Here is a 20,245-nt window from a genome sequence, read left to right as displayed (position 1 = left end):
CCCATGGCTCTGGTCCCGGTCCCCACGGAGTTCTCGAATCACCTGACGGTCGCACGACGGCCCTGTGGTGATCTCCGCGGTACGTGGAGCGTGTTGTGCCCGCTCGCGCCGAAATCCCATTCCGGCATGCCCGTTTGACGCATCACACGCCAGACCCGCCGCACCCCGTACTCGCACGGCGACCTGCCGCGCACACGACTTTCCTCTCGTCCGAGAAAGGACGACTCCCATGACTGACATCCTTGAACGCCCTCCCGTCCGGCAGGAGACGCCGGTTCGGGTGGCGGGCGTACTCGACATCCACGGCGGCCAGGGCCGCCTCCGATCCGCCGGGCTGCTGCCGACACCCGACGACGTACACGTACCGCAGGCCCAGATCCGGCAGGCCGGACTCAGGAACGGCGACCTCGTCGAGGGCACCCTCGGCGGAAAGCCCGGCACGCTGGGCGGCGTCGACCTGGTCAACGGCGTCCCGGCCGAACACCTGCGCGGGCGACCGCACTTCAGGGACCTGACGCCCCTTCACCCCCGGCAGCGGCTGCGGCTGGAGAGCCCGGCGCTGACCGGCACCGGCGCGCTCGCCGGACGGGTGATGGACCTGGTGACCCCGGTCGGCAAGGGGCAGCGCGGCCTGCTCGTGGCCCCGCCCAAGGCCGGAAAGACGATGCTGCTCCAGAGCATCGCGACGGCCGTCGCCGAGAACCACCCCGAGTGCCACCTGATGGTGGTGCTGCTGGACGAACGCCCGGAGGAGGTCACCGAGATGCGCAGAACCGTGCGCGGCGAGGTGATCGCCTCGACCTTCGACCGTCCGGCCAAGCAGCACATCGCGGTCGCGGAACTCGCCGTCGAGCGGGCGAAGCGGCTGGTGGAACAGGGCCAGGACGTGGTGGTCCTGCTCGACTCGCTGACCCGGCTGTGCCGGGCGCACAACTCGGCCGCCTCCACCGGCGGCCGCACGCTGACCGGCGGTGTGGACGCCGCCGCGCTGATCGGCCCCAAGCAGTTCTTCGGCGCCGCCCGGCTCGCCGAGGAGGGCGGATCGCTGACCATCCTGGCCACCGCGCTGGTGGACACCGGGTCGCGCGCCGACGACTACTACTACGAAGAGCTGAAGAGCACCGGCAACATGGAGCTGCACCTGGACCGCTCCCTCGCCGAGCGGCGGATCTTCCCGGCCGTGGACGTCGGCATCTCCGGCACCCGCCGCGAGGAACTGCTGCTGCCCGGCCCCGAACTGGCGGTCGTACGCGGCCTGCGCCGGGTCCTGCAAGGGCGCGGCACCCAGTCCGGCCTCGAAGTCCTGCTGGACAAGATCCGGCAGACCCCGGACAACAACGCCTTCCTGCGGCAGATCCGGAGCACGGTGCCCGGCGAGGTCTGAGCCGGCCGGGACCCGGACCCGGACCGGGCACGAGCCCGCGCCGGTGCCCGCACCCGCACCCGCACCCGCACCCGCACCCGCACCCGGAGAAAATCCGGTGGCCGTCGCACATCGCGCGACGTGATGATCGGGGGATGGACGACGCCACGGACAACCACGCCGACGACGCGTGGGAGCGGGCCTTCCTCAGGGACGGCTTCGTGAGGATCGAGGGCGCGGTACCCGCCCCGACCGCCCGCGCCTGCGCCGATCTCCTGTGGAAGGAGACCGGCTGCGACCCCGCCGACCCCGCGACCTGGACACAACCGGTGCACTGGGTGGGCGGCATGGCCCAGCCGCCGTTCGCCGAGGCCGCCAACACCCCCGTCCTGCACGCCGCGTTCGACCGTCTTGTAGGTGCCGGACGCTGGTCGCCGCGGTACTCCCTCGGCTCCTTCCCGCTGCGCTTCCCGCACCCGGACGAGCCGGACGACGCGGGCTGGCACATCGAAGGCAGCTACGAAGTCCCCGGCGAGCAGTGGTACTTCGCCAACGTCCGCTCCCGCGACCGCGCGCTGCTCATGCTGTTCCTGTTCACCGAGGTGGACGAGGAGAACGCGCCGACCCGGATCCGCGTCGGCTCCCACCTGGACGTGCCCGCGGTCCTCGCCCCGTACGGCGAGGCCGGCGCCTCGATCCTGGCGGTCTCCGAGCAGATCGCGGCGGCCACGGAACACCGCCCTCTCGCCCTCGCCACCGGCTCCCCCGGCGACGTCTACCTCTGCCACCCGTTCCTCGTGCACGCCGCCCAGCCGCACCACGGCAGCCGTCCGCGTTTCATGGCCCAGCCGCCGCTCCTGCCCGCGGCGCCGTACGAACTGGAGCGGGCCGACGGCGGCTACTCGCCGGTCGAGACCGCGATCAGACGTGGCCTCGGCATGGAGTCCGCGCGGGGGCCCGCGGGGAGGGAGGCGGACTCCCGGCCCGTGATCGGTTAGCGTGCCCGGCATGTTGTACGGACGGGACACGGAGACGGCCGCGCTGGAAGAACTGCTGGCGGGGGCGAGGGAGGGCCGCAGCGGAGCGCTCGTGGTGCGCGGTGACGCCGGGATCGGCAAGACCGCGCTGCTGGAGCAGACCGTGGCGGCGGCGGGCGACCTGACGGTCGTCCGCAGCTCCGGCGTGGAATTCGAGGCCGAACTCCCCTACGCGGGGCTTCAGTTGCTGCTGCGCAGGGCGATGGGTTCGCTGGACGCGCTGCCCGTGCCGCAACGGCGGGCGCTGCGGGCCGCGTTCGGCCTGGAGGCCGACGCCGCGAGCGAGCCGATGTTCGTCGGCCTGGCCGTGCTGTCGCTGCTGTCGGACCACGCGGGCGAGGGGCCGCTGCTGTGTGTCGTGGACGACGCGCAGTGGCTGGACCGGGCGTCCACCGACGCGCTGGTCTTCGCGGCGCGACGGCTCGACGCCGAGGGCGTGGCGATGGTCTTCGCCGTACGTGACGGCGCCGGGTCGTTCACCGCGCCCGGCCTGCCCGAACTGCGGCTCGGCCCGCTGCCCGAGGACGCGGCGCGGGCGCTGCTCGCCGACCGCGGCGGCGCACCGGCCGACACCGTACGCACCCGCGTGCTCTCCGAGGCGCGGGGCAATCCGCTGGCGCTGCTGGAACTCCCGCTCGGACCGTCAGCCGACGCGCGGGGCGCGGGCGGTTCCGCCGCGGCCGGCGGCGGGCTGCCGCTGACCACGCGCCTCCAGATGGCCTTCCACGGCCAGGTCAGCCACCTGCCGCCCGGCACCCAGACGCTGTTGCTGGTGGCCGCGGCCGACCACACCGGCGACCCCGACATCCTGGTACGCGCGGCGGCGGTGCTGGGCGTCGGCGTCGACGACCTGCCGCCCGCGGAGGAGGCGAACCTGGTCTACGTGGACGACGAGGACATGCTGCGCTTCCGGCACCCGCTGGTCCGCGCCGCGATCCATCAGCGTGCCGCCCTCCCCGACCGTCTCGCCGCGCACCGCGCCCTCGCCGAGGCCGCCGACCCGGTACGCGACCCCGACCACCGCGCCTGGCACCTGGCCGCCGCGGCGACCGGCCCCGACGAAGCCGTGGCCACCGCCCTCCAGCGGACCGCGGGCCGCGCCCGCGAACGCAGCGGCCACGCGGCGGCCTCCGCCGCCTACGAACGCGCCGCCCGCCTCAGCACCGACCCCGTCGCCCGCGTCGAACGCCTCCTCCTCGCCGCCGAATCCGCCTCCGAAGCGGGCGACATCCCCCGCGCCCGCGCCTTCGCCGACCAGGCGACCCGCGCCGCCGAGACCGAGGCGGAAGCAGCGGCCGTACGAGGCGGCGCGGAGCCGTCGTCGGCCCCAACGGCCCGCGCGGAGCCGGGCGCTTCACCCCGCGCGTCCACGCCGGGCGGTCTGGCACCCGCCGGATCGGCTTCCGGTGTCGACGCCGCCGGGCAGAGCGCTCCGCCCGGCTCGTCCGGACCGGGCGGCCCCGCACCCGGCGATCCGGCGTCCACCGCCGACACCGGCGGCGTCGGCGGGCCCGTTCCGCCGCACCCGTCCGGGCCGGGCCGCCCGGCGCCCACCGAAGCCGCGTCCACCGCGGCGCGGGGCGCGGCGAACCCGTTGTCCGCCGTGCGCGGCAGAGCGCTCTATGTGCGGGCGCTCGCGGACTTCTGGGAGGGGGATTTCGGCGCGGCGCATCAACTCCTCTTGGAAGCGGCGGATTTGCTGGCGGAGGCGGATTCGGCGGCGGCGGCGCGGATGCTGGTGCAGGCGACGCATACGGCCTGGTACCTCGGCGACGACGAGGTGGCGGGGACGTTGGGGCGGCTGGCGGCGCTGGAGCTGCCGCCGTGGGCGCCGATCCGGCCGGTGGCGGAGTTCCTGGTGCGGGCGATCGGGCCGGGCAGCGCGGCGGCCGGGCCGCCCGACGTGGCCGAGGCCGCGGCGGCGTCACGGGCCGCACGCGGCGGCCGGGTCGATCCTCGGGACCTGGTGATGCTGTGCGGGGTGGGCCTGGCGCTCGGGCAGGACGCGGCGGCGTACGACCTGGCGACGACGCTGGCGGCGGAGAGCCGCGAGAGCGGCGGTGTCGGCAGGCTGACGACGCTGATGTTCTTCCGCGCGGAGGCGGAACTGTTCGACGGCCGCCTCGACGAGGCCGTCGCCACGGCGTCCGAGGGGCTGCGGATCTCACGGGACACCGGACAGCGGCAGTGGGTCAGCCAGTTGAGCAGTGCGCTGGCGCATGTCGCGGCGCTGCGCGGGGACGAGGACGAGTGCCGCCGACTGGTGGACGAGGCCCTGGCGGGCGGCGCGGGCACGGCGATGGCGCCGGGCGCGCCGTGGGCGTACTGGTCGCAAGGGCTGCTCGAACTGGGCCTGGGCCGTACGCAGTTCGCGCTCGACCGGCTGTCGCTGCTGACCGAGCCGACCGTACGGCACCACATCTCCGCGACGCGCGGCGTCCCCGACCTGGTGGAGGCGGCGGTGCGGCTGGGCGTGCCGGAGCGGGCGGACGAGCCCCTGGCCGGATTCGAGGCGTGGGCCACGCGTTCCGGGCAGGACTGGGCGCGGGCGCTGGTGGCGCGCTGCCGGGCGCTGCGGGCCAAGGACGCCGACGCGGAGGCGTACTTCATCGAGGCGCTGGCCCGTCACGACCCGCACCGAAGGGTGTTGGAGTCGGCGCGTACGGCGCTGCTGTACGGCGAGTGGCTGCGCAGGGCCCGTCGCAAGAGCGAGGCGCGCGGGCACCTGCGGGCCGCGCTGGAGACCTTCGAACGGCTCGGCGCGCGCCCGTGGGCGGACCGGGCGCGCAGTGAACTGGGCGCGTCGGGAGCGTCGGTGACGGTGGGTCAGGACACGGTCAGGTCGGTCGCGGACGAGGCGGGGCTGACGCCGCAGGAGTCGCAGATCGTCCGGCTGGCCGCACTCGGGCTGACCAACCGGGACATCGCCGCGCAGCTCTTCCTCAGCCCGCGCACGGTCGGGCACCACCTCTACAAGGCGTATCCGAAGCTCGGTGTGGTCTCGCGCGGCGAGCTGGCCGCGCTGTTCCCGGACACGTGAGCGCGTAACGACGTGACCGCGTAACGACGTCACCGCGCAACGACGTCACCGCGTGACCACGTCACCCGCGTGACCACGTGGACTCGCGGCCCGTCACGCGGCTGTGCCCGCCCGGTGGTGAGGAACCGGGCGGGCACGGATGCCGCGAGGAGCCGCCACAGCGGCCGTGGAGCGGGTGGGTCAGGAAACGGTGACGCCGTGGGAGGCCAGGTAGGCGACCGGGTCGATGTCGGAGCCGTAGTCCGGGGTCGTGCGGACCTCGAAGTGCAGGTGCGGGCCGGTCACGTTGCCGGTCGCGCCGGAGACGCCGATCTGCTGGCCCTCGGTGACGGTCTGCCCGGCCGAGACGAGCGCCTGGGTCAGGTGGCCGTACAGCGTGTACTTGCCGTCGGCGTGCTTGACGATCACGTCGTTGCCGTACGCGCCGTCCCAGCCCGCGGAGACGACAGTGCCCGCGGCGACCGACTTCACGCTGGTGCCGGAGCCGACCAGGAAGTCCACACCGGTGTGGTAGCCGCTGGACCAGTTGGCGCCGGAGGCGTGGTACTGGGTACCGATCGCCGCGTCCCCGACCGGCTTGGTGTAGCCGGAGGAGCTGGCGGCGGTGGTGTCGGCGGACTTGGTGGTCGTGGTCGTCGTGTCGGACGACTTCGACGGGGCGGTGGTCTCGGCGGGCGCCGGGGTCGCCTTCTTGGCGGGGGCCGGGGCCGACTTCTTCGGCGCCGGGGCGGACTTCTGCGCGGTGGCGGGCTTCTCGGCGGAGGCGCCGTTCAGCGTGAGGTGCTGGCCCGGGTAGATCAGGTTCGGGTTGGAGCCCACGACCGACTTGTTGTCGGAGTAGAGCTGCTGCCAGCCGCCGTTGACGTGGTGGCTGTCGGCGATCTTCGACAGCGAGTCACCGCTGACCACGGAGTACTTGGTGGTCTTGGCCTTGGCGGCCTTGGGCGCGGCGCTCTTGTCCGCCACGGTCGCCGCCTTGACGGCGGAGGTGTGCGAGGCGGTGGCGGGGGCGCTGTGGGCGGGCTCGGCCGCCGAGGCGATGCCCGCGCCGACCAGCGGCAGGGCGATGGCCACGCCACCCGTGCCCGCGGCGATGCAGATGCGGGTGAGGCGGCTCATACGGGTCTTGCGGTGCTGTCCCTTTGCGGGCATGGGGGATTTCCTCTCCTACGCCTACGAGGTGAGCTGTCGGGTTCGGGCAGGAGATGCCCGGTCACGTGGAAATGCCGTTGCGTGTACGCAAGGCGCCGCGACTTCACCCCGAGCCGTCCGGTACTGCTGGACGGCGACTTACCTGGGTCCCCCGCCCCTGCCGTGTGTGATCAAAGATCCAGGAAACCGGGCGGCGGCAGGATTCGGCGTTCCGCCCGACGGACATTCGCAATTCGCGGGCATCCGGCCCGCAGGAGGCGAAGCTAAACGACCGGCCGAGCGGCGGGCAACCAACCGTGATCGTCGTCGGGCGCACCGCGCGGGGCGCGGTCACTCCCGGTCGTCCGCCGTCACCGCTGCGTGTGCGGGCCGCTCACCGTCCGTGCCTTCGTGACCGATTCCTGGTGACAAACCGCCCGGATCGGGAACAGTGGGTACATCGGGGGAATCGGACCGTGTTCCCGAGGTGATGCCGCTCACTGCGGACCGGCCGAGTGAGCCACATCACGCCTAAATGCCCGATTTAATACGCTACTTGGGGATATCAGTAGCTGCCGGGCGAGCCGCCGATCCGGCCGTCGAGCGACCTGCTGAGCCGGTACGCGACCGGCCGGAAGCCGACCGCGGGCCAGTGCCCCGCCGCCAGCGGTGAGGCGGAGTGCCAGCGGGCCGACATGTAGCGGTGGCCGTGGTCGTACGCCCAGGCCAGCGCGGTGGCGAGCAGGACGCGGCTGACGCCCTCGCCGCGCGCGGAGGGTTCGACGTACGCCTCGGCCAGCTCCACGCAGGACTCGGGGATCACCGGGTCGGGCGTGGCGGGGACCAGCAGCACCATGCCGATCTCCTCGCCCCTGCGGGAGGCGATCCAGGCGGCGCTGCGCGGGTCGCCGAGCGCGTCGGCGTAGTAGACCCGCAGGGCGGCGAGCGCGCGTTCCGGCTGGGGCTGGAACACCGCGGACTCGCGCTGCCTGCGCGAGGACTCGGCGGCCATCCGGCCGATCTGCGGCAGGTCGCCGACGCCCGCGCGCCGGATGCCGAGCCCTTCGACGCCGCGCGGCTGGCGCCCGCGCGCCTTGACCGCCATCAGACCGTGCACCAATTCGCGGCCGAAGCCGAGGTCGGCCCAGGGCAGGGTGGCGGTCTCCCCCGCGGGCACGTCGACGTAGTGGACCAGCCGTCGCTCCGCGACGAGCCGGGCCGCGACGCGGGCGTACAGCGCGCGCAGCACCTCCGACTCGCGTCCGCCGGGCAGCGCGTGACCGCCGTGCGGGACCAGCGCGGAGTGCGGGTGGCTGCGCAGCCCCGCCGGGTCGTCCTGGGTGAGGTCCACCGGGACGGCGGCGAGGTGTCCGATCAGGCCGCCGTCGCCGTCGAGCGCGCGGGCGGCCTCGAGACCCGGAACGCCGATCAGCTTGCCCAGCAGCTCCTCACCGCGCACGGGGCCGTCGGCGAGCCACGAGCGTTGCGACGGCGGGCGGCGGGCGCGCGCGAACCAGCGGTCGTAGCGCTGCACGGCCTGGGGTATGTGCTCGGTGGTCAGCGGCGCGATGGCGACAGTCATGGTGGATGGGGACGCTAGCGGGGTGCGCGGTCCCACGGCAAGGCGAGGCCGGACCGGCGGCGGCCGGGAGGTCAACGGGCTTACGCGCGAGGGTCGTTCAGCCTGTCCAGGCGGGGTGTCGCGGGTCGTCGGCACGTACCAGGACATCGGCGGTCTGTTCCGGCATCGCCTCCCGGTCGTAACGGTCGAATGCGGGCAGCGTCCACCGGTCGGCCTGCGCCGTGCGCCGCTCCAGCGCGGCCGGGGACAGCCGCAGATGGACCGTCAGATCGAACGGCAGCCCCTGCCCGAGGAGCAGCGGCCCGTCGAGTACGAGGACGCCGCCGGGCGGCAGGCGCACGTAGTCGGCGCGCGTGGCGCGGTCGGTGGCGGCGTCCCACAGTGTCGGCAGGACGCGGCCCGAGCCGTCGGTGCCGAGCGGGTCGAGCACTTCGCGGCGCAGCGCGCCGGTGTCCAGCCAGAGCTGGTAGTACGCGTCGGCGTCCTGGTGGCCGTACTCGTAGCGCAGGGAGGCGGGCCGCAGGAAGTCGGCGGCGCGCACCCGGAGCGCGCGGCGGCCGAGAGCGGGCAGCGCGGCGGCGACGGCGTCCGCCAGATCGCCGGGGCGGGCGGCGTCCGCGCCGTCGACGGCCACCCGCCACCAGGGCCCCGGCCCGTCCGCGCTCACCCCCGCGGTCGCGTCCGCGATCCGCTCGGCGAGGGTGTCGGCCAGCCGTGACCAGGTGATCGGGGTGAGCTGCACACCGGCCATCCTGCACCGCCGTCACCCGTTCGGGCGACTTCGCTGCGCCAGGAGCGGGGCGGGGGGCGCGGTGGGCACATGCACCGGTCCTGGCGGGCAATGCTCGCGCCGGGCACCGTTCGCCGCCTCCCCCACATGGTGGAAATTCGCTACAAATCACTCATTTGCCACCGTGCGTGATCTATTACTTTTTGTGAGCCTGGAAGAACTCATGGTGACCGTCCCCATCACCCAGGAGAAAGCCCAATGATCCTGTCGATCTCCGGCGTCGTCCTTCTCGGCGTCATCTGCTTCCTGTTCTTCCGCAAGGACGGGCTGAAGGTGTCCCACGGCCTCGTCTGCGCCCTCTTCGGCTTCTACCTCGCGGGCACGGCCATCGCCCCGAGCATCAAGGCGGGCGGCGCGAGCCTGGCCAGCCTGCTGGGCGGGATCAAGGTCTAGGGCCCCGGCCCGGGACCTGGCCGTCGCCGGCGGGCGGCCACTCCAGTACGGGCCCGGCGCGGTCGTCCGCTCCGGGCCCGTGTCCATTCCGGCCGCCGCCCGTCCCCCCGCCGCACCCTCAGGGCGCCGCCCTTCCCCACGCGGCCCTTCCCGCACCCGAAGCCCGAACCCGAACCACCCATGGAGCACCCCGTGGCCAGGCGTCCCCTTCCCAGCATTCTGACCAGCCGACCCGCGCTCGTCCGCGGGCGCGATCTGGCGCGCACCGCGGCAGACAGCGCCACCGACGTGCTCCATCCGGTCATCACCATCGCCCGCGGCATGCGCAAGCAGGTGCTGTGGGCGGGCGGCTGGTGGGGCCGCACCCCCAAGGACCGCCGCGGCCCCGCGCTGCTGCTGGCCGCCGCGGGCGTGGTCGTCGTCGTGATGATGCCGTACGGCCCGCTGCTGGCGATCGGCGCGATCATGGCGTCCGCCGCGTGGATGGGCCGCGACCGCACCCCCGCCGCCCCGGCGGGCCCGAGCGAGGCCGAGACCGGCCGGCTCCAGGCGCTGTACGAGGCGCTGGTGCCGTACCTGTCGGACGCCGGGGACCCCGCGCCGCTGTACGCGCACGAGGGAAGCTGGGAGAAGGTGTTCAGCGAGTACGAGTTCCAGGGCGGTCGGCTCGCCCGGCTGCACCTGCGCTACCCGGCGTACTTCACCGACGGCGAGGCCGAGTCGCGCGCCCGGGTGGAGCAGCTTCTGCACGCCAAGGCGGGCCGGGGCCGGGAGTACCGTTTCGACTGGAACGAGGAGGAGAACCACCTCACCCTCACCGCGCTGGCGCCGCTGCCGACCGACATCGTCGCGCAGCGCTTCATCACCTCGCCCGGCGAGACGGTCCTCGGCTTCACCGACGCCGGTGCCGTCCAGCGGACGGTGCCGGTGACCGGCGGCGAGGGCACCAGGGACGCCCCGCCGGTCGTCTGGCGCACCGGCCCCCGCTCCACCGAGCCGCACCTGCTGGCGCTCGGCCAGCCCGGCACCGGCACCACCAGCCTGCTGCGGTCCATCGCGCTCCAGGCGCTGGTCCACGGTGACGTGGTGGTCGTGGACGGCAGCGGCACCGGTGAGTACGCGTCCCTGATCGGGCGGCCCGGCGTCCTCGCCGTGGAGGGCGGCCTGTCCGGCGCCTCCGCAACCCTCGAATGGGCCGCGCACGAGACGGAACGGCGGCTCATCGCCGTCAACCGGGCGCGGCAGAACGGCGATCCGGTCTCCGAGGACGTACGCCGTCCGCTGTGGATCCTGGTGGACCGGCCCACCGCGCTGACCCAGCTCGCCCTCGCCGAGGGGCGGCCCGATCCGCAGACCCTCCTCGACGTCCCGCTGCGGCACGGGCGCGCGGCCAATGTCGCCGTCGCCGTCGCCGACCAGCTCGACGCCACGGAGGCGCTCGCGCCCGTCGTGATCGCCCAGACCCGGGCCCGGGTCGTCCTCGGGCCGCTCGCCCCCGAGCACGTCGAGGCCGTTCTCGGCGCCCCGCAGCGCACCACCCCGGCCGCCGACGTTCCCCCCGGCCGCGGGTACGCCCGGCTCGGCACCGGGCCCGTCCTGCGCCTCCAGGTGCCCTCCACTCCCGACCCCTACGACGACGAGTGCGCCCAGTCGCACCGCGACGCCGTCCTCGGCCTCCTCCCCACCACCTCCGAGGCCGAGGCCGACTCCGACTCCGTCGAGGTCCCCGAGCCCGAGGAGTCCTCTCCCGCCGTCCTCGAACCGGCCCCCGTCGCCCTCCGCAAGGACGCCGTCGTCCGCACCGTCGCCGACCTGGAACTCGGCTAGCCCCTAGCCCCTAGCCTCGCGGCGGGACGTGCCCCGTAGGGGCGCGGGGAACTGCGCGACCAGCCGTCGCGGCGGCGAGCTGTGAGAACCGGCCCCGGCGGGGCAGTCGCTGTCGTGTCCGGGCTGACAGCCCGTCGTGGCTGGGCACGCAGTTCCCCGCGCCCCTGAAAGAGCGGCGCGCCGCCCCGGCGCAAAGGGGGCCGCAGAGGGGCCCTAGGCCACGAAGAGGCCGGTGGTTTCGCCGTCGGCGGCGCCGCCGGAGCGGACGACGTGGGCGGCTTGGGCAAGCCGGGCGGCAGCCTCAACGGCGGCGGCCCCGCTGACGGTGAAGGGAAGCCGGATGTACGGCTCAAAGGCGCCGTCGACGCCGAAGCGCGGCCCGGACGGCACGCGGACACCGAGCCGTTCACCGGCGACGGCCAGCCGCGAGCCGGACACGTCACCGGTGTGGACCCACATGGTCATACCGCCGCGGGGCACCGCGAAGTCCCAGTCGGGAGTGTGCTCACGCAAGGCGGCGACGAGGTCGTCGCGACACTCGCGGGCCCGCTCGCGGCGAGCCGCGAGGGCCAGGTCCCAGCCGCCGCCGCGCAGCAGCCAGGCGACGGCGAGCTGGTCGACGACGGGCGAGCCGATGTCGAGGTAGGCGCGGGCCGAGACCAGGCGGCGTACGACGTCCGGGGTGGTGCGGACCCAGCCGATCCGCAGCCCCGCCCAGACCGCCTTGCTGGCGGAGCCCACGGTCATGACGGTGCCGCCGCGGTCGAAGGCGGCCATCGGCCGCACCCCCGACTCCTCACCGTCCAGGACGAGTTCGGCCATCGTCTCGTCGGCCACGACGACGGTGCCCGCCGCGCGCGCGGCCTCGACCAGGTCGCGCCGCTGGTCCTCGCCGATGAGACTGCCGGTCGGGTTGTGGAAGTCCGGCATGACGTACGCCATGCGCGGCGCGGCGTCCCGCAGCACGCGCCGCCAGGCGTCCATGTCCCAGCCGCCGAGCCCCTCGCGCAGCGTGACCGGCACGAGCCGGGAGCCGGTCTCGCGGAAGAGCTCCAGCACATTGGCGTAACTGGGCGACTCGACGGCGACCCGTTCGCCGAAGCCGACCAGCCGCCGGGCCGCCGCCGCGATGGCGCCCATCGCCCCGGTGGTCACCATGATCTGCTCCGGCATGGTGGGCACACCGCGCGCGGTGTAGCGGTCGGCGATGGCCTCGCGCAGCACCGGCAGCCCCGCGGGGAAGTCGCCGTGCGTGGCGGCGTAGGCGGGCAGTTCGGCGAGCGCGCCCTCCATGGCGCGGGTCAGCCACGGCTCGGGCGCGGGCAGCGAGGCGCAGCCGAGGTCGATCACGGACCCGGCGGCGTCCGGCGGCAGCGGCTCCAGGCTGCGCGAGGGCAGCACATGGCCGTCGGGGATCGCGGTCCAGCTTCCGGCGCCGCGCCGCGAGCGGGCGAATCCCTCGGTGCGCAGCGCCTCGTAGGCGGCGGCGACGGTGGTCCGGCTGACGCCGAGCGCGAGAGCCAGTTCCCGTTCCGCGGGCAGCCGCGCGGCGACCTGTACCCGGCCTTCGAGCACCAGCAGCCTGATCCCGTCGGCCAGCCCCCGGTAGGCGGGCAGTTTCCGCCCGTGGCCCGTCGCCGCTCCGGCGCCGCGGCCGCTTCGCGGGCGCGGTTCGAGAAGCCGGGCGAGGTGCGCGGCGCCGACCGTCGCAGTCCACTGGGACACAGAAATCAGTCCACCTTCCACAGATTGGCCGTGGATCCGAAGCACTTACAGGCCACAGAGTGGCATGTGCGCCAACACGTCCGCCAGGGGGGTTCCGTTGTTCTCGTCGTTCCCGCACCCGTCGCTCTCGCCGGTCCCGTACCGCCGCCTCGTCCGTCTCTACGTCGGGCTGGTCCTGTACGGGGCCAGCTCAGCGCTGATGATCCGCGCCGCGCTCGGCCTGGACCCGTGGGACGTCTTCCATCAGGGGCTGTCCCGGCTGACCGGACTGAGCATCGGCGTCGTCTCCATTGTCGTCGGCGCGGCCGTTCTCCTCCTGTGGTGGCCGATCCGGCAGCGCCCCGGACTCGGCACGGTCTCCAACGTCTTCGTCGTGGGCCTGGCGATGGACGGGACCTGCCGCCTGGTGCCGCACGTGGAGGCCCTGGCCGTACGCGTCCCGCTGCTGGTGGCCGGGGTGGCGCTCAACGGCCTGGCGACCGGCCTCTACATCACCGCCCGTTTCGGCCCCGGACCGCGCGACGGCCTGATGACCGGCCTGCACCGCAGGACCGGCCGTTCCGTACGGCTGGTGCGTACCGGCATCGAGGTGACCGTGCTGGCCGCCGGTTTCGCGCTGGGCGGCGGCGTGGGGGTCGGTACGGTGCTCTACGCGCTGGCCATCGGCCCGCTCGCGCAATTCTTCCTGCGGGCCTTCGCGGAACCGGAGGGAGCGCCGGGTCCGGGCGTGGCCAAGGACGCGAACAGGGACGGGGCCACGGACGCGACCAGGGACGGGGAGGCGAATTCGGATACGAATTCGGGTGCTGACGCGGGCTCGACCCCGGACGTAATGCCCGCTTCTGCGGTGATTCGTCGGGACGCGCCCGAACGTGCTGCGGTCGATCCGATTTAGCCGGAGGCGGTGCGGACCGGTAGTGTACGCGGTTGGCCCAGCAGCTTGACCGTTACTGCATGCAAAAGATATGACGACACCGGGTGACATCTCCGCTCAGATGTGACAAACCGGGCACCGGTGGGTACAAACAGGGGCGACACGACGGGCGACGCATCTCCCTAAACGGGAATCTTCACCGCCGACCGGACGTTGACCGGATGACGACGACAGCGACACCTGTCCTGTGGGCGACCAAGCCCGGGAGGCACGATTCATGAGTGAGCGAGCTCTCCGCGGCACGCGACTCGGGGCCACCAGCTACGAGACCGACCGCGGTATCGATCTGGCCCCGCGCCAGACCGTTGAGTACGCATGCCGGAACGGACATCGATTTGAGATGCCGTTCTCGGTTGAGGCCGAGATTCCGCCGGAGTGGGAGTGCCGCGCCTGCGGCCAGACCGCCCTGCTGGTGGACGGAGAGGGCCCGGAGGAGAAGACGACCAAGCCCGCGCGCACGCACTGGGACATGCTGATGGAGCGGCGCACGCTCGAGGAGCTGGAGGAGGTGCTGGCCGAACGGCTGGCCGTCCTGCGCTCCGGAGCGATGAACATCGCCGTGCATCCGCGCGACAACCGCAAGAGCGCCTGACAGCGCGGGCTCACCCATGGGGGCGCCCCAGGGATCACCTCCCCGGGGACCAAGGCCCCCCGACACTTCCCCGCCGGGGGCGGAGCACCTGCTCCGCCCCCGGCGGGTTTTTGCGTGGCGCGGCGCTGATCCCGAGATCCGCGGGGCGCGGACCGCCGGACCCGCGCGCGTGATCAGTCCCGGTGGTCGACGACCTCGCCCTGGATGACCTTGCCGTCGGGCTTGTGGATCCGGATCTGCTCGTTGGCGTCCCGCGCCTGCTGGAAGAGGTCGCCGACGGAGCCGGGCTCCCCGGCGGCGGGCCGCGCCGCGAGGGCGCGGGCGTTGAGCCGGTCGACGCCCTTGCCGATGAGCCTGCGGGTCGGCGGGAACAGCAGGAACAGCGCCACGGCGTCGGAGAGGAAGCCGGGGATGATCAGCAGCAGGCCGCCGAGCATCGCCAGTCCGTTGCGCCCCTTGCTCTCGGCGGGCGGGGTCGGGGCCGCGTTCGGGTCCCGCGCGGCCTGCGCCTGGGCGGCCTGCACCTGCGCGGTCAGATTCCGCCACGCGCTGCGCCCGGCCCGCTTGACCGCGCTCGCGCCCAGTATCAGCCCGGCGACGATCAGCAGGAAGACCGTCAGCCCGCTGGTCGCCCCCGCCACCACGATGAGCAGCCAGATCTCCAGCACCGCCCAGGCCGCGACAGCCAGCGGCAGGATGGTGCGGACGCGCGAACGGCGCCGTCGCCGCGGGCCGGGCTGCTGCGGACGGACAGAGGGCGGAGTGCTCATCGTCATAGCTCAAGTGTGCCAAAGATCAGGTAAAGACCGGATCGGTGGACGCTTCCCTCTTCGGCTTCCGCGGGGGATTCCCGCGGACGCCCGTGCGCACGTCCGCGCGTCCCGCCCCCGCATGCCCCACGAAGGGGCTCAGGGGGCCGTGGGCGGCCTTACGCCTTGCGGCCGACGATCTTGCCCGCCCGGGAGCCCACGCCCCACGCGGTGACCCGCCACAGCGCCTCGACCACGATGTTGCGGCTCATCTTGCTGTCGCCGCGCTCGCGTTCGACGAAGGTGATCGGCACCTCGACCACGTGGAAGCCGCCCTTGACCGCGCGCCAGGCGAGGTCCACCTGGAAGCAGTAGCCGGCGGAGGCGATCTCGGCCATGCCGAGACCTTCCAGGGTCTCCTTGCGGAAGGCGCGGTAGCCGCCGGTCACGTCACGGATCGGGACGTCCAGCAGGAGCCGGGAGTAGGTGCTGCCGCCGCGCGACAGATACTCGCGGGACTTCGGCCAGTTGACGACCCGTCCGCCCGGGATCCAGCGCGAACCGAGCACCAGGTCCGCGCTCTTGAGCGCGGTCAGCAGCCGGGGCAGTTCCTCCGGCTGGTGGGAGCCGTCCGCGTCCATCTCGACCAGGACGCCGTAGCCGTGGTCGATGCCCCACTGGAAGCCGGCGAGGTACGCCGCGCCCAGGCCCTCCTTGCCCTGCCGGTGCAGGACGTGGACCTGCTCGTCGGCGCCCGCCAGCTCGTCGGCGAGCTTCCCGGTGCCGTCCGGGCTGTTGTCGTCGGCGACGAGGATGTGGGCGTCGGGTACCGACGTGCGCACCCGCTGCACGATCGGCTTGATGTTCTCGGCCTCGTTGTAGGTCGGGATGATGACCAGAACCTTGCCGAGCGGCCCGAAGCTCCGCTGCTCGCCGTCGTTCACTACTGCCCCTTTGCCATGCCCATGCGTGTGCGGTCGCGCCTGCCGAGCGCGAAGGCGACCGCACAGGACAGGAGCCCAACAATAGCGAGTGACCACTCAGGAAACGTACCGACGCGGTCGGCGAGAGTGATCTCGTCGCGCAGCGGGATGTCGGCACTCAGCACCTGCTGGGTGAACTCCGCGCTCTGCTGTTCGATCTTGCCATCAGGAGCGACGATCGCGCTGATTCCGCTGGTCGCGGCGGTGACGATGGCGCGGCCGTGCTCGACGGCGCGCAGCCGGGACATGGCGAGCTGCTGTTCGGGCTGGCCGGTGCGGCCGTAGGTGGCGTTGTTGGTCTGGACGACCAGGGCCCGCGCCCCGGCTTTCACCGTGTCGCGCACGATGCCGTCGTAGGCGACCTCGAAGCAGATCACGTCGCCGAGTTCGGCCGGACCGATCCGCATCACGCCGGTGCCCTTGCCGGGGTAGAAGTCCCGCGGGATCTGGTTGAGCATCGGGACGACCTTGGTCAGCGCCTTGCGGAAGGGCACGTACTCGCCGAACGGCACCGGGTGCTGCTTGGTGTAGTGGGCGCCGGGGCCGGTGACCGGGTCCCACACGATGCCCTCGTTCTGCACGTGGTCCTCGTCCGGGCCGTCGACCAGGGCGCCGACCAGCACCGGCACACCCACCGCCTTCACGGCCTCGGTGATCTTGTCGTACGCCTCCGGGTACGTGAAGGGGTCCAGGTCGGAGGAGTTCTCCGGCCACAGCACGATGTCGGGCTTGGGCACCTTGCCCGCCTCGATGTCGGCGGCGAGCTTGAGGGTGGCCTGTACGTGGTTGTTGAGGATCTGCATCGGTCGGCCGAGGAAGTGCATGCCGGGCTGCTGCACATTGCCCTGGACGACGGCGACGCGCACGTGGCCGACGGCATTGGTGTGCACCGGCACGAGCAGGCCGGACAGCAGGACGGCCACCGACAGGGCCAGGGCGGTCACGCCCGGCAGGACGGCGGCGCGGCGGGCTTTGTACGCCCGGTACCCGGCCAGGGCCGCCGCGGCCAGCAGCGTGCCGCTGAGCGCCACCGCGAAGGTCACCAGCGGGGCGCCGCCGAGCGCGGCGAGCGGGGTGTACGGGGAGGCGGTGTTGGCGAACGCCAGGCGCCCCCACGGGAAGCCGCCGAACGGCAGCCGGTCGCGTACCAGCTCCTGTGCGACCCACAGGCACGCGGTCCACAGCGGCCAGCCGGGCAGCCGCCGGGCGAGCACGATCAGCGCGGCCATCAGCACGAGATACGCCGCCTCGACCGCCGACAGCAGCGGTACGGCCAGCCAGATCACCGAGCGCAGCCACACCAGGAGCCACAGGAAGAAGGGGAACGCGAAGGCGAAGCCCAGCCAGGCCGCCTGGCGCACCGTCCTGCCCTCGAGCACCAGTGCCAGGGCCGCCACCGCCACCACCGACAGCGGCCACACCCCGTACGGCGGAAACGCCAGCGCCAGCGCGCAGCCGCTCACCGCGGCCACCGCCGACCTGGGCGCGGCCGCCCGCGCCGCCGCCGCGAACCGCTCGCGGCGCGACGCCTTCCCCTCCGCCCCAACCCCTGGCGCCGCTGACGGCTCCGTCAACGGCTCAACCGCGGTCGCCGCGGAAACGGTGTCGGGTCGCGGGCGCACGTCGCGGCCTTTCTTGCAGGTGAAGTGGTGATGAAGGCGACGGTACCCCGCCCCACCCGCCTGGGGGCACCCCCGGACGAAGTCTGGGGGTGCCCCCAGGCCGCGGAACAGAGAGCGGAAGGGCAGCGGAACGGGCCCGGACGCCCTTCGGGCCAACGCGGGACCCTCCCCCAGACTGCGGGAGGGCAACGGAACGGGCCCAGGCGCCCATCGGGCCGACCTGGGACCCTCCCCCAGACTGCGGGAAGGCAACGGAACGGACCCAGGCGCCCATCGGGCCAACGCGGGACCCTCCCCCAGACTCCGTCCGGGGGGACCCCCAGACTGCGGGAGGGCAACGGAACGGGCCCGGACGCCCTTCGGGCCGACCTGGGACCCGCTGGCTGCGGGTCAGTACCAAGGCCGTTGTCTACTGGGCGTCCGGGCCCTTCCCGGGTCACACCTGCCGACCGGGGCGCGTACGCGTTCCGGCGCCGCTGACGCTGGACCTGGCTGCCAGTGGCGGCGTGCACGTGCGGCGCGGCGCCCCATGGCCCAGCGGCGGTCGACAGAACCGCGGAGGGCCCCCGGTCCGACGTCCTGTGGTGGACTTGGCCGAACCTACTCGCCTCCGACCATCGGCTGTCAACACCCCCTTGACCTGCGGGGTTTCGCCAAATCAGCAGGTCAGTGCGGGGCCTTGCGACACGCCGCGACAGGCCGAGGGCACACCGTTCGGCCGCATGTGCCGAGCGATGGTCACCCGTTCGGCCGCTCGAAGACGGTACGGCCGCCGACGACGGTGCGCAGGGCGGACGGAAGCGGGCGTCCGGGGGTGAGATCGGGCAGGCCCGGGGTGCCGGAGCGCGGGTCGGTGGACCAGTTGGCGACACGTTCGTCGGGGGCCTGGACGACGAGGTCGCCGCTGTCCCAGACGGCGTAGTCGGCGGGGGCGCCGGGGACCAGGACGCCGGTGTCGTCCCGCCCGATGGCGCGCCAGCCGCCACGGGTGTGGGCGTTGAAGGCGGCGCGAGCCGAGACGCGGTGCTCGGGGGTGCGGTGGAAGGCGGCGGCGCGGACGGCGCCCCAGGGGTCGAGCGGGGTGACGGGGCTGTCGGAGCCGAGGACCAGCGGCACCCCGGCACGGGTCATGGCGGCGAAGGGGTTGAGGTCGCGGGCCCGGTCGACGCCGAGCCGGTCGGCGTACATGCCGTCCTCACCGCCCCAGGCCGCGTCGAAGGCGGGCTGTACGGAGGCCACGAGGCCGAATTCGGCGAAGGCCGCGATGGTGTCGGGGGTCATCAGTTCGGCGTGCTCCACGCGGTGCCGCAGTGCCCTGACGCGTTCCAGGCCGACGGCCGCGGCGGCGGCCCGTACGCCGTCGACGACCGCGCCGATCGCCGCGTCCCCGATGGCGTGGAAACCGGCCTGGAGGCCCGCTTCCGTGCAGAGGGTGAGGTGGCGGGCGATGGTCTCGGCGTCCAGGTAGCTGACGCCGGTGTGCGGCGCGTCGGCGTACGGGGCGTGCAGGCAGGCGGTGTGGGAGCCGATCGAGCCGTCCACGAAGAGGTCGCCGCCCGCGCCGATCGCGCCGAGGTCCCTGACCCGGTCGAGGTCGGCGGGGGTAGACGCGGCCTGCGCCCAGTAGCCGAAGACCCGCGGCCCGGCGTCGGCGGCGGCCAGCGCGAGGAGGCCGGTGAGGTCGTCCTCGGAGGAGATGTCGGGGCCCGCGCACTCGTGCAGCGCGCCGATGCCCTGTTCCGCGGCGTGCAGCAGCGCGGCGCGCTGGGCGGCGGCGCGCTGGGCAAGGGTGACGGCGGCGTACGCGGCGCGGCGTACCGCGTGGTGCGCGTCGCGGGTCAGCGGCGCCTGCGGGTCGAAGCCGGGCTCGTCCCGGACGCCGGGCACCAGGTCGAGCAGCGCGGTGCTGACGGCGGCCGAGTGGACGTCCGTACGGGTCAGGTAGAGGGGTCGTCCGCCGACCGCCTCGTCCAGCTCCGCGCGGGTCGGTGTGCGCCGCTCGGGCCACCGGCTCTCGTCCCAGCCGTGGCCGAGCAGCACGCGGTCGGCGGGCCGCTCGGCGGCGTACGCGGCCGTACGGGTCAGCGCGTCGGCCAGCGACGCGGCGCCGGACAGGTCGAGGCCGGTGAGGGCGAAGCCGGTGGCGGTGGTGTGCACGTGCGCGTCGGTGAAGGCCGGGGTCACCAGCGCCCCTTCGAGCCGGACGACACGGTCCACGCCGTCCGCGAAGGAGTCCGCGGCCCCTTCGGAACCGACCCACGCGACGGTGCCGCCGTCCACGACCATCGCGGTCGCGAAGGGGTCGGCGGGGCTGTAGACGGCGCCGCCGCGGAGCAGGACGGTGCCGGTCGGCGCGGGGGTGGCGGGGGGCTGCGGGGTGGAGGTGCGGTGCATGGGCACAAGTCTCCCCCGGTCGGGGCGCGCGCCGGACTCCGGGGTGGCGCCCCCGGCGCCTGCGCGCCTCCCGTGACGGCGGG

General features: G+C 73.8%; 15 protein-coding genes and 1 riboswitch. Of the genes, 7 read left to right on the top strand and 8 right to left on the bottom strand.

Translation table 11 applies throughout. The features are described 5' to 3' along the window. Positions 1-229 precede the first annotated feature (229 nt). From rho to ACIQCJ_RS24615, 3 genes are all read left to right on the top strand, one after another. Complete coding sequence (rho, locus tag ACIQCJ_RS24625) at positions 230-1,384, top strand: transcription termination factor Rho (protein WP_355347174.1); 1,155 nt, start codon at positions 230-232, stop codon at positions 1,382-1,384. 134 nt (positions 1,385-1,518) lie between these two features. Next, positions 1,519-2,361 carry a phytanoyl-CoA dioxygenase family protein gene (locus ACIQCJ_RS24620; protein WP_402712529.1) on the top strand — a complete coding sequence of 281 codons (843 nt, stop codon included), beginning with the start codon at positions 1,519-1,521 and terminating at the stop codon, positions 2,359-2,361. Between the two features lie 10 nt (positions 2,362-2,371). Beyond that, entirely contained in the window at positions 2,372-5,440 is a 3,069-nt protein-coding gene (locus ACIQCJ_RS24615; RefSeq protein WP_402712527.1) for an AAA family ATPase, read from the top strand. A gap of 180 nt (positions 5,441-5,620) precedes the next feature. Here ACIQCJ_RS24615 and ACIQCJ_RS24610 read toward each other — a convergent pair whose 3' ends face one another. The 3 genes from ACIQCJ_RS24610 to ACIQCJ_RS24600 form a co-directional block, all read right to left on the bottom strand. Beyond that, complete coding sequence (locus tag ACIQCJ_RS24610) at positions 5,621-6,592, bottom strand: peptidoglycan DD-metalloendopeptidase family protein (protein ID WP_402712526.1); 972 nt, start codon at positions 6,590-6,592, stop codon at positions 5,621-5,623. 3 nt (positions 6,593-6,595) lie between these two features. Continuing rightward, a riboswitch (cyclic di-AMP (ydaO/yuaA leader) is annotated at positions 6,596-6,811 on the bottom strand. Between the two features lie 325 nt (positions 6,812-7,136). Next, positions 7,137-8,153: a GNAT family N-acetyltransferase gene (locus tag ACIQCJ_RS24605; protein ID WP_355347165.1), complete on the bottom strand. Its 1,017-nt coding sequence runs from the start codon at positions 8,151-8,153 to the stop codon at positions 7,137-7,139. Positions 8,154-8,250: 97 nt separating this feature from the next. Further along, a complete protein-coding gene (locus ACIQCJ_RS24600) occupies positions 8,251-8,895 on the bottom strand; it encodes a uridine kinase (protein WP_401715748.1) in 645 nt (214 codons plus the stop codon). Positions 8,896-9,141: 246 nt separating this feature from the next. Here ACIQCJ_RS24600 and ACIQCJ_RS24595 point away from each other — a divergent pair, with 246 nt between their 5' ends. Beyond that, on the top strand, positions 9,142-9,336 hold the full coding sequence (locus ACIQCJ_RS24595) for a hypothetical protein (protein WP_188279792.1): 195 nt from the start codon (positions 9,142-9,144) through the stop codon (positions 9,334-9,336). Positions 9,337-9,528: 192 nt separating this feature from the next. Then, positions 9,529-11,163 carry a hypothetical protein gene (locus ACIQCJ_RS24590; protein ID WP_391050644.1) on the top strand — a complete coding sequence of 545 codons (1,635 nt, stop codon included), beginning with the start codon at positions 9,529-9,531 and terminating at the stop codon, positions 11,161-11,163. Between the two features lie 213 nt (positions 11,164-11,376). Here ACIQCJ_RS24590 and ACIQCJ_RS24585 read toward each other — a convergent pair whose 3' ends face one another. Further along, entirely contained in the window at positions 11,377-12,888 is a 1,512-nt protein-coding gene (locus tag ACIQCJ_RS24585) for a PLP-dependent aminotransferase family protein (RefSeq protein WP_402712524.1), read from the bottom strand. 64 nt (positions 12,889-12,952) lie between these two features. On the opposite strand from ACIQCJ_RS24585, the gene ACIQCJ_RS24580 reads away from it, so the two are divergent. Both ACIQCJ_RS24580 and ACIQCJ_RS24575 read left to right on the top strand, forming a co-directional pair. Next, on the top strand, positions 12,953-13,783 hold the full coding sequence (locus ACIQCJ_RS24580; RefSeq protein ID WP_401307234.1) for a YitT family protein: 831 nt from the start codon (positions 12,953-12,955) through the stop codon (positions 13,781-13,783). Between the two features lie 256 nt (positions 13,784-14,039). After that, complete coding sequence (locus tag ACIQCJ_RS24575) at positions 14,040-14,414, top strand: RNA polymerase-binding protein RbpA (protein WP_093713023.1); 375 nt, start codon at positions 14,040-14,042, stop codon at positions 14,412-14,414. A gap of 173 nt (positions 14,415-14,587) precedes the next feature. On the opposite strand, the gene fxsA is transcribed toward ACIQCJ_RS24575, so the two are convergent. From fxsA to ACIQCJ_RS24555, 4 genes are all read right to left on the bottom strand, one after another. Beyond that, positions 14,588-15,190 carry an FxsA family membrane protein gene (fxsA, locus tag ACIQCJ_RS24570; RefSeq protein ID WP_355347151.1) on the bottom strand — a complete coding sequence of 201 codons (603 nt, stop codon included), beginning with the start codon at positions 15,188-15,190 and terminating at the stop codon, positions 14,588-14,590. A gap of 152 nt (positions 15,191-15,342) precedes the next feature. Further along, positions 15,343-16,107: a polyprenol monophosphomannose synthase gene (locus tag ACIQCJ_RS24565; RefSeq protein WP_355347148.1), complete on the bottom strand. Its 765-nt coding sequence runs from the start codon at positions 16,105-16,107 to the stop codon at positions 15,343-15,345. Next, positions 16,107-17,720, bottom strand: coding sequence for an apolipoprotein N-acyltransferase (gene lnt, locus ACIQCJ_RS24560; RefSeq protein ID WP_355347145.1), 1,614 nt, complete (start codon positions 17,718-17,720; stop codon positions 16,107-16,109). Before lnt ends, ACIQCJ_RS24565 begins: the two co-directional genes overlap by 1 nt. Before the next feature lie 786 nt (positions 17,721-18,506). Next, entirely contained in the window at positions 18,507-20,162 is a 1,656-nt protein-coding gene (locus ACIQCJ_RS24555) for an amidohydrolase (protein WP_402712523.1), read from the bottom strand. Positions 20,163-20,245: the final 83 nt, after the last annotated feature.

The sequence above is a fragment of the Streptomyces sp. NPDC093221 genome, from assembly GCF_044753885.1.
Taxonomy (GTDB): domain Bacteria; phylum Actinomycetota; class Actinomycetes; order Streptomycetales; family Streptomycetaceae; genus Actinacidiphila.
This window is presented reverse-complemented; position numbering and strand designations above follow the sequence as displayed.

What these genes read in the sequence shown, in the direction of transcription:
- ACIQCJ_RS24605 (WP_355347165.1), bottom strand. Translation starts at nt 8,153, where the DNA reads ATGACTGTCGCCATCGCGCCGCTGACCACCGAGCACATACCCCAGGCC.
- ACIQCJ_RS24615 (WP_402712527.1), top strand. Translation starts at nt 2,372, where the DNA reads ATGTTGTACGGACGGGACACGGAGACGGCCGCGCTGGAAGAACTGCTG.
- ACIQCJ_RS24620 (WP_402712529.1), top strand. Translation starts at nt 1,519, where the DNA reads ATGGACGACGCCACGGACAACCACGCCGACGACGCGTGGGAGCGGGCC.
- rho (WP_355347174.1), top strand. Translation starts at nt 230, where the DNA reads ATGACTGACATCCTTGAACGCCCTCCCGTCCGGCAGGAGACGCCGGTT.
- fxsA (WP_355347151.1), bottom strand. Translation starts at nt 15,190, where the DNA reads ATGACGATGAGCACTCCGCCCTCTGTCCGTCCGCAGCAGCCCGGCCCG.
- ACIQCJ_RS24595 (WP_188279792.1), top strand. Translation starts at nt 9,142, where the DNA reads ATGATCCTGTCGATCTCCGGCGTCGTCCTTCTCGGCGTCATCTGCTTC.
- ACIQCJ_RS24575 (WP_093713023.1), top strand. Translation starts at nt 14,040, where the DNA reads ATGAGTGAGCGAGCTCTCCGCGGCACGCGACTCGGGGCCACCAGCTAC.
- ACIQCJ_RS24610 (WP_402712526.1), bottom strand. Translation starts at nt 6,592, where the DNA reads ATGCCCGCAAAGGGACAGCACCGCAAGACCCGTATGAGCCGCCTCACC.
- ACIQCJ_RS24555 (WP_402712523.1), bottom strand. Translation starts at nt 20,162, where the DNA reads ATGCACCGCACCTCCACCCCGCAGCCCCCCGCCACCCCCGCGCCGACC.
- ACIQCJ_RS24580 (WP_401307234.1), top strand. Translation starts at nt 12,953, where the DNA reads ATGTGCGCCAACACGTCCGCCAGGGGGGTTCCGTTGTTCTCGTCGTTC.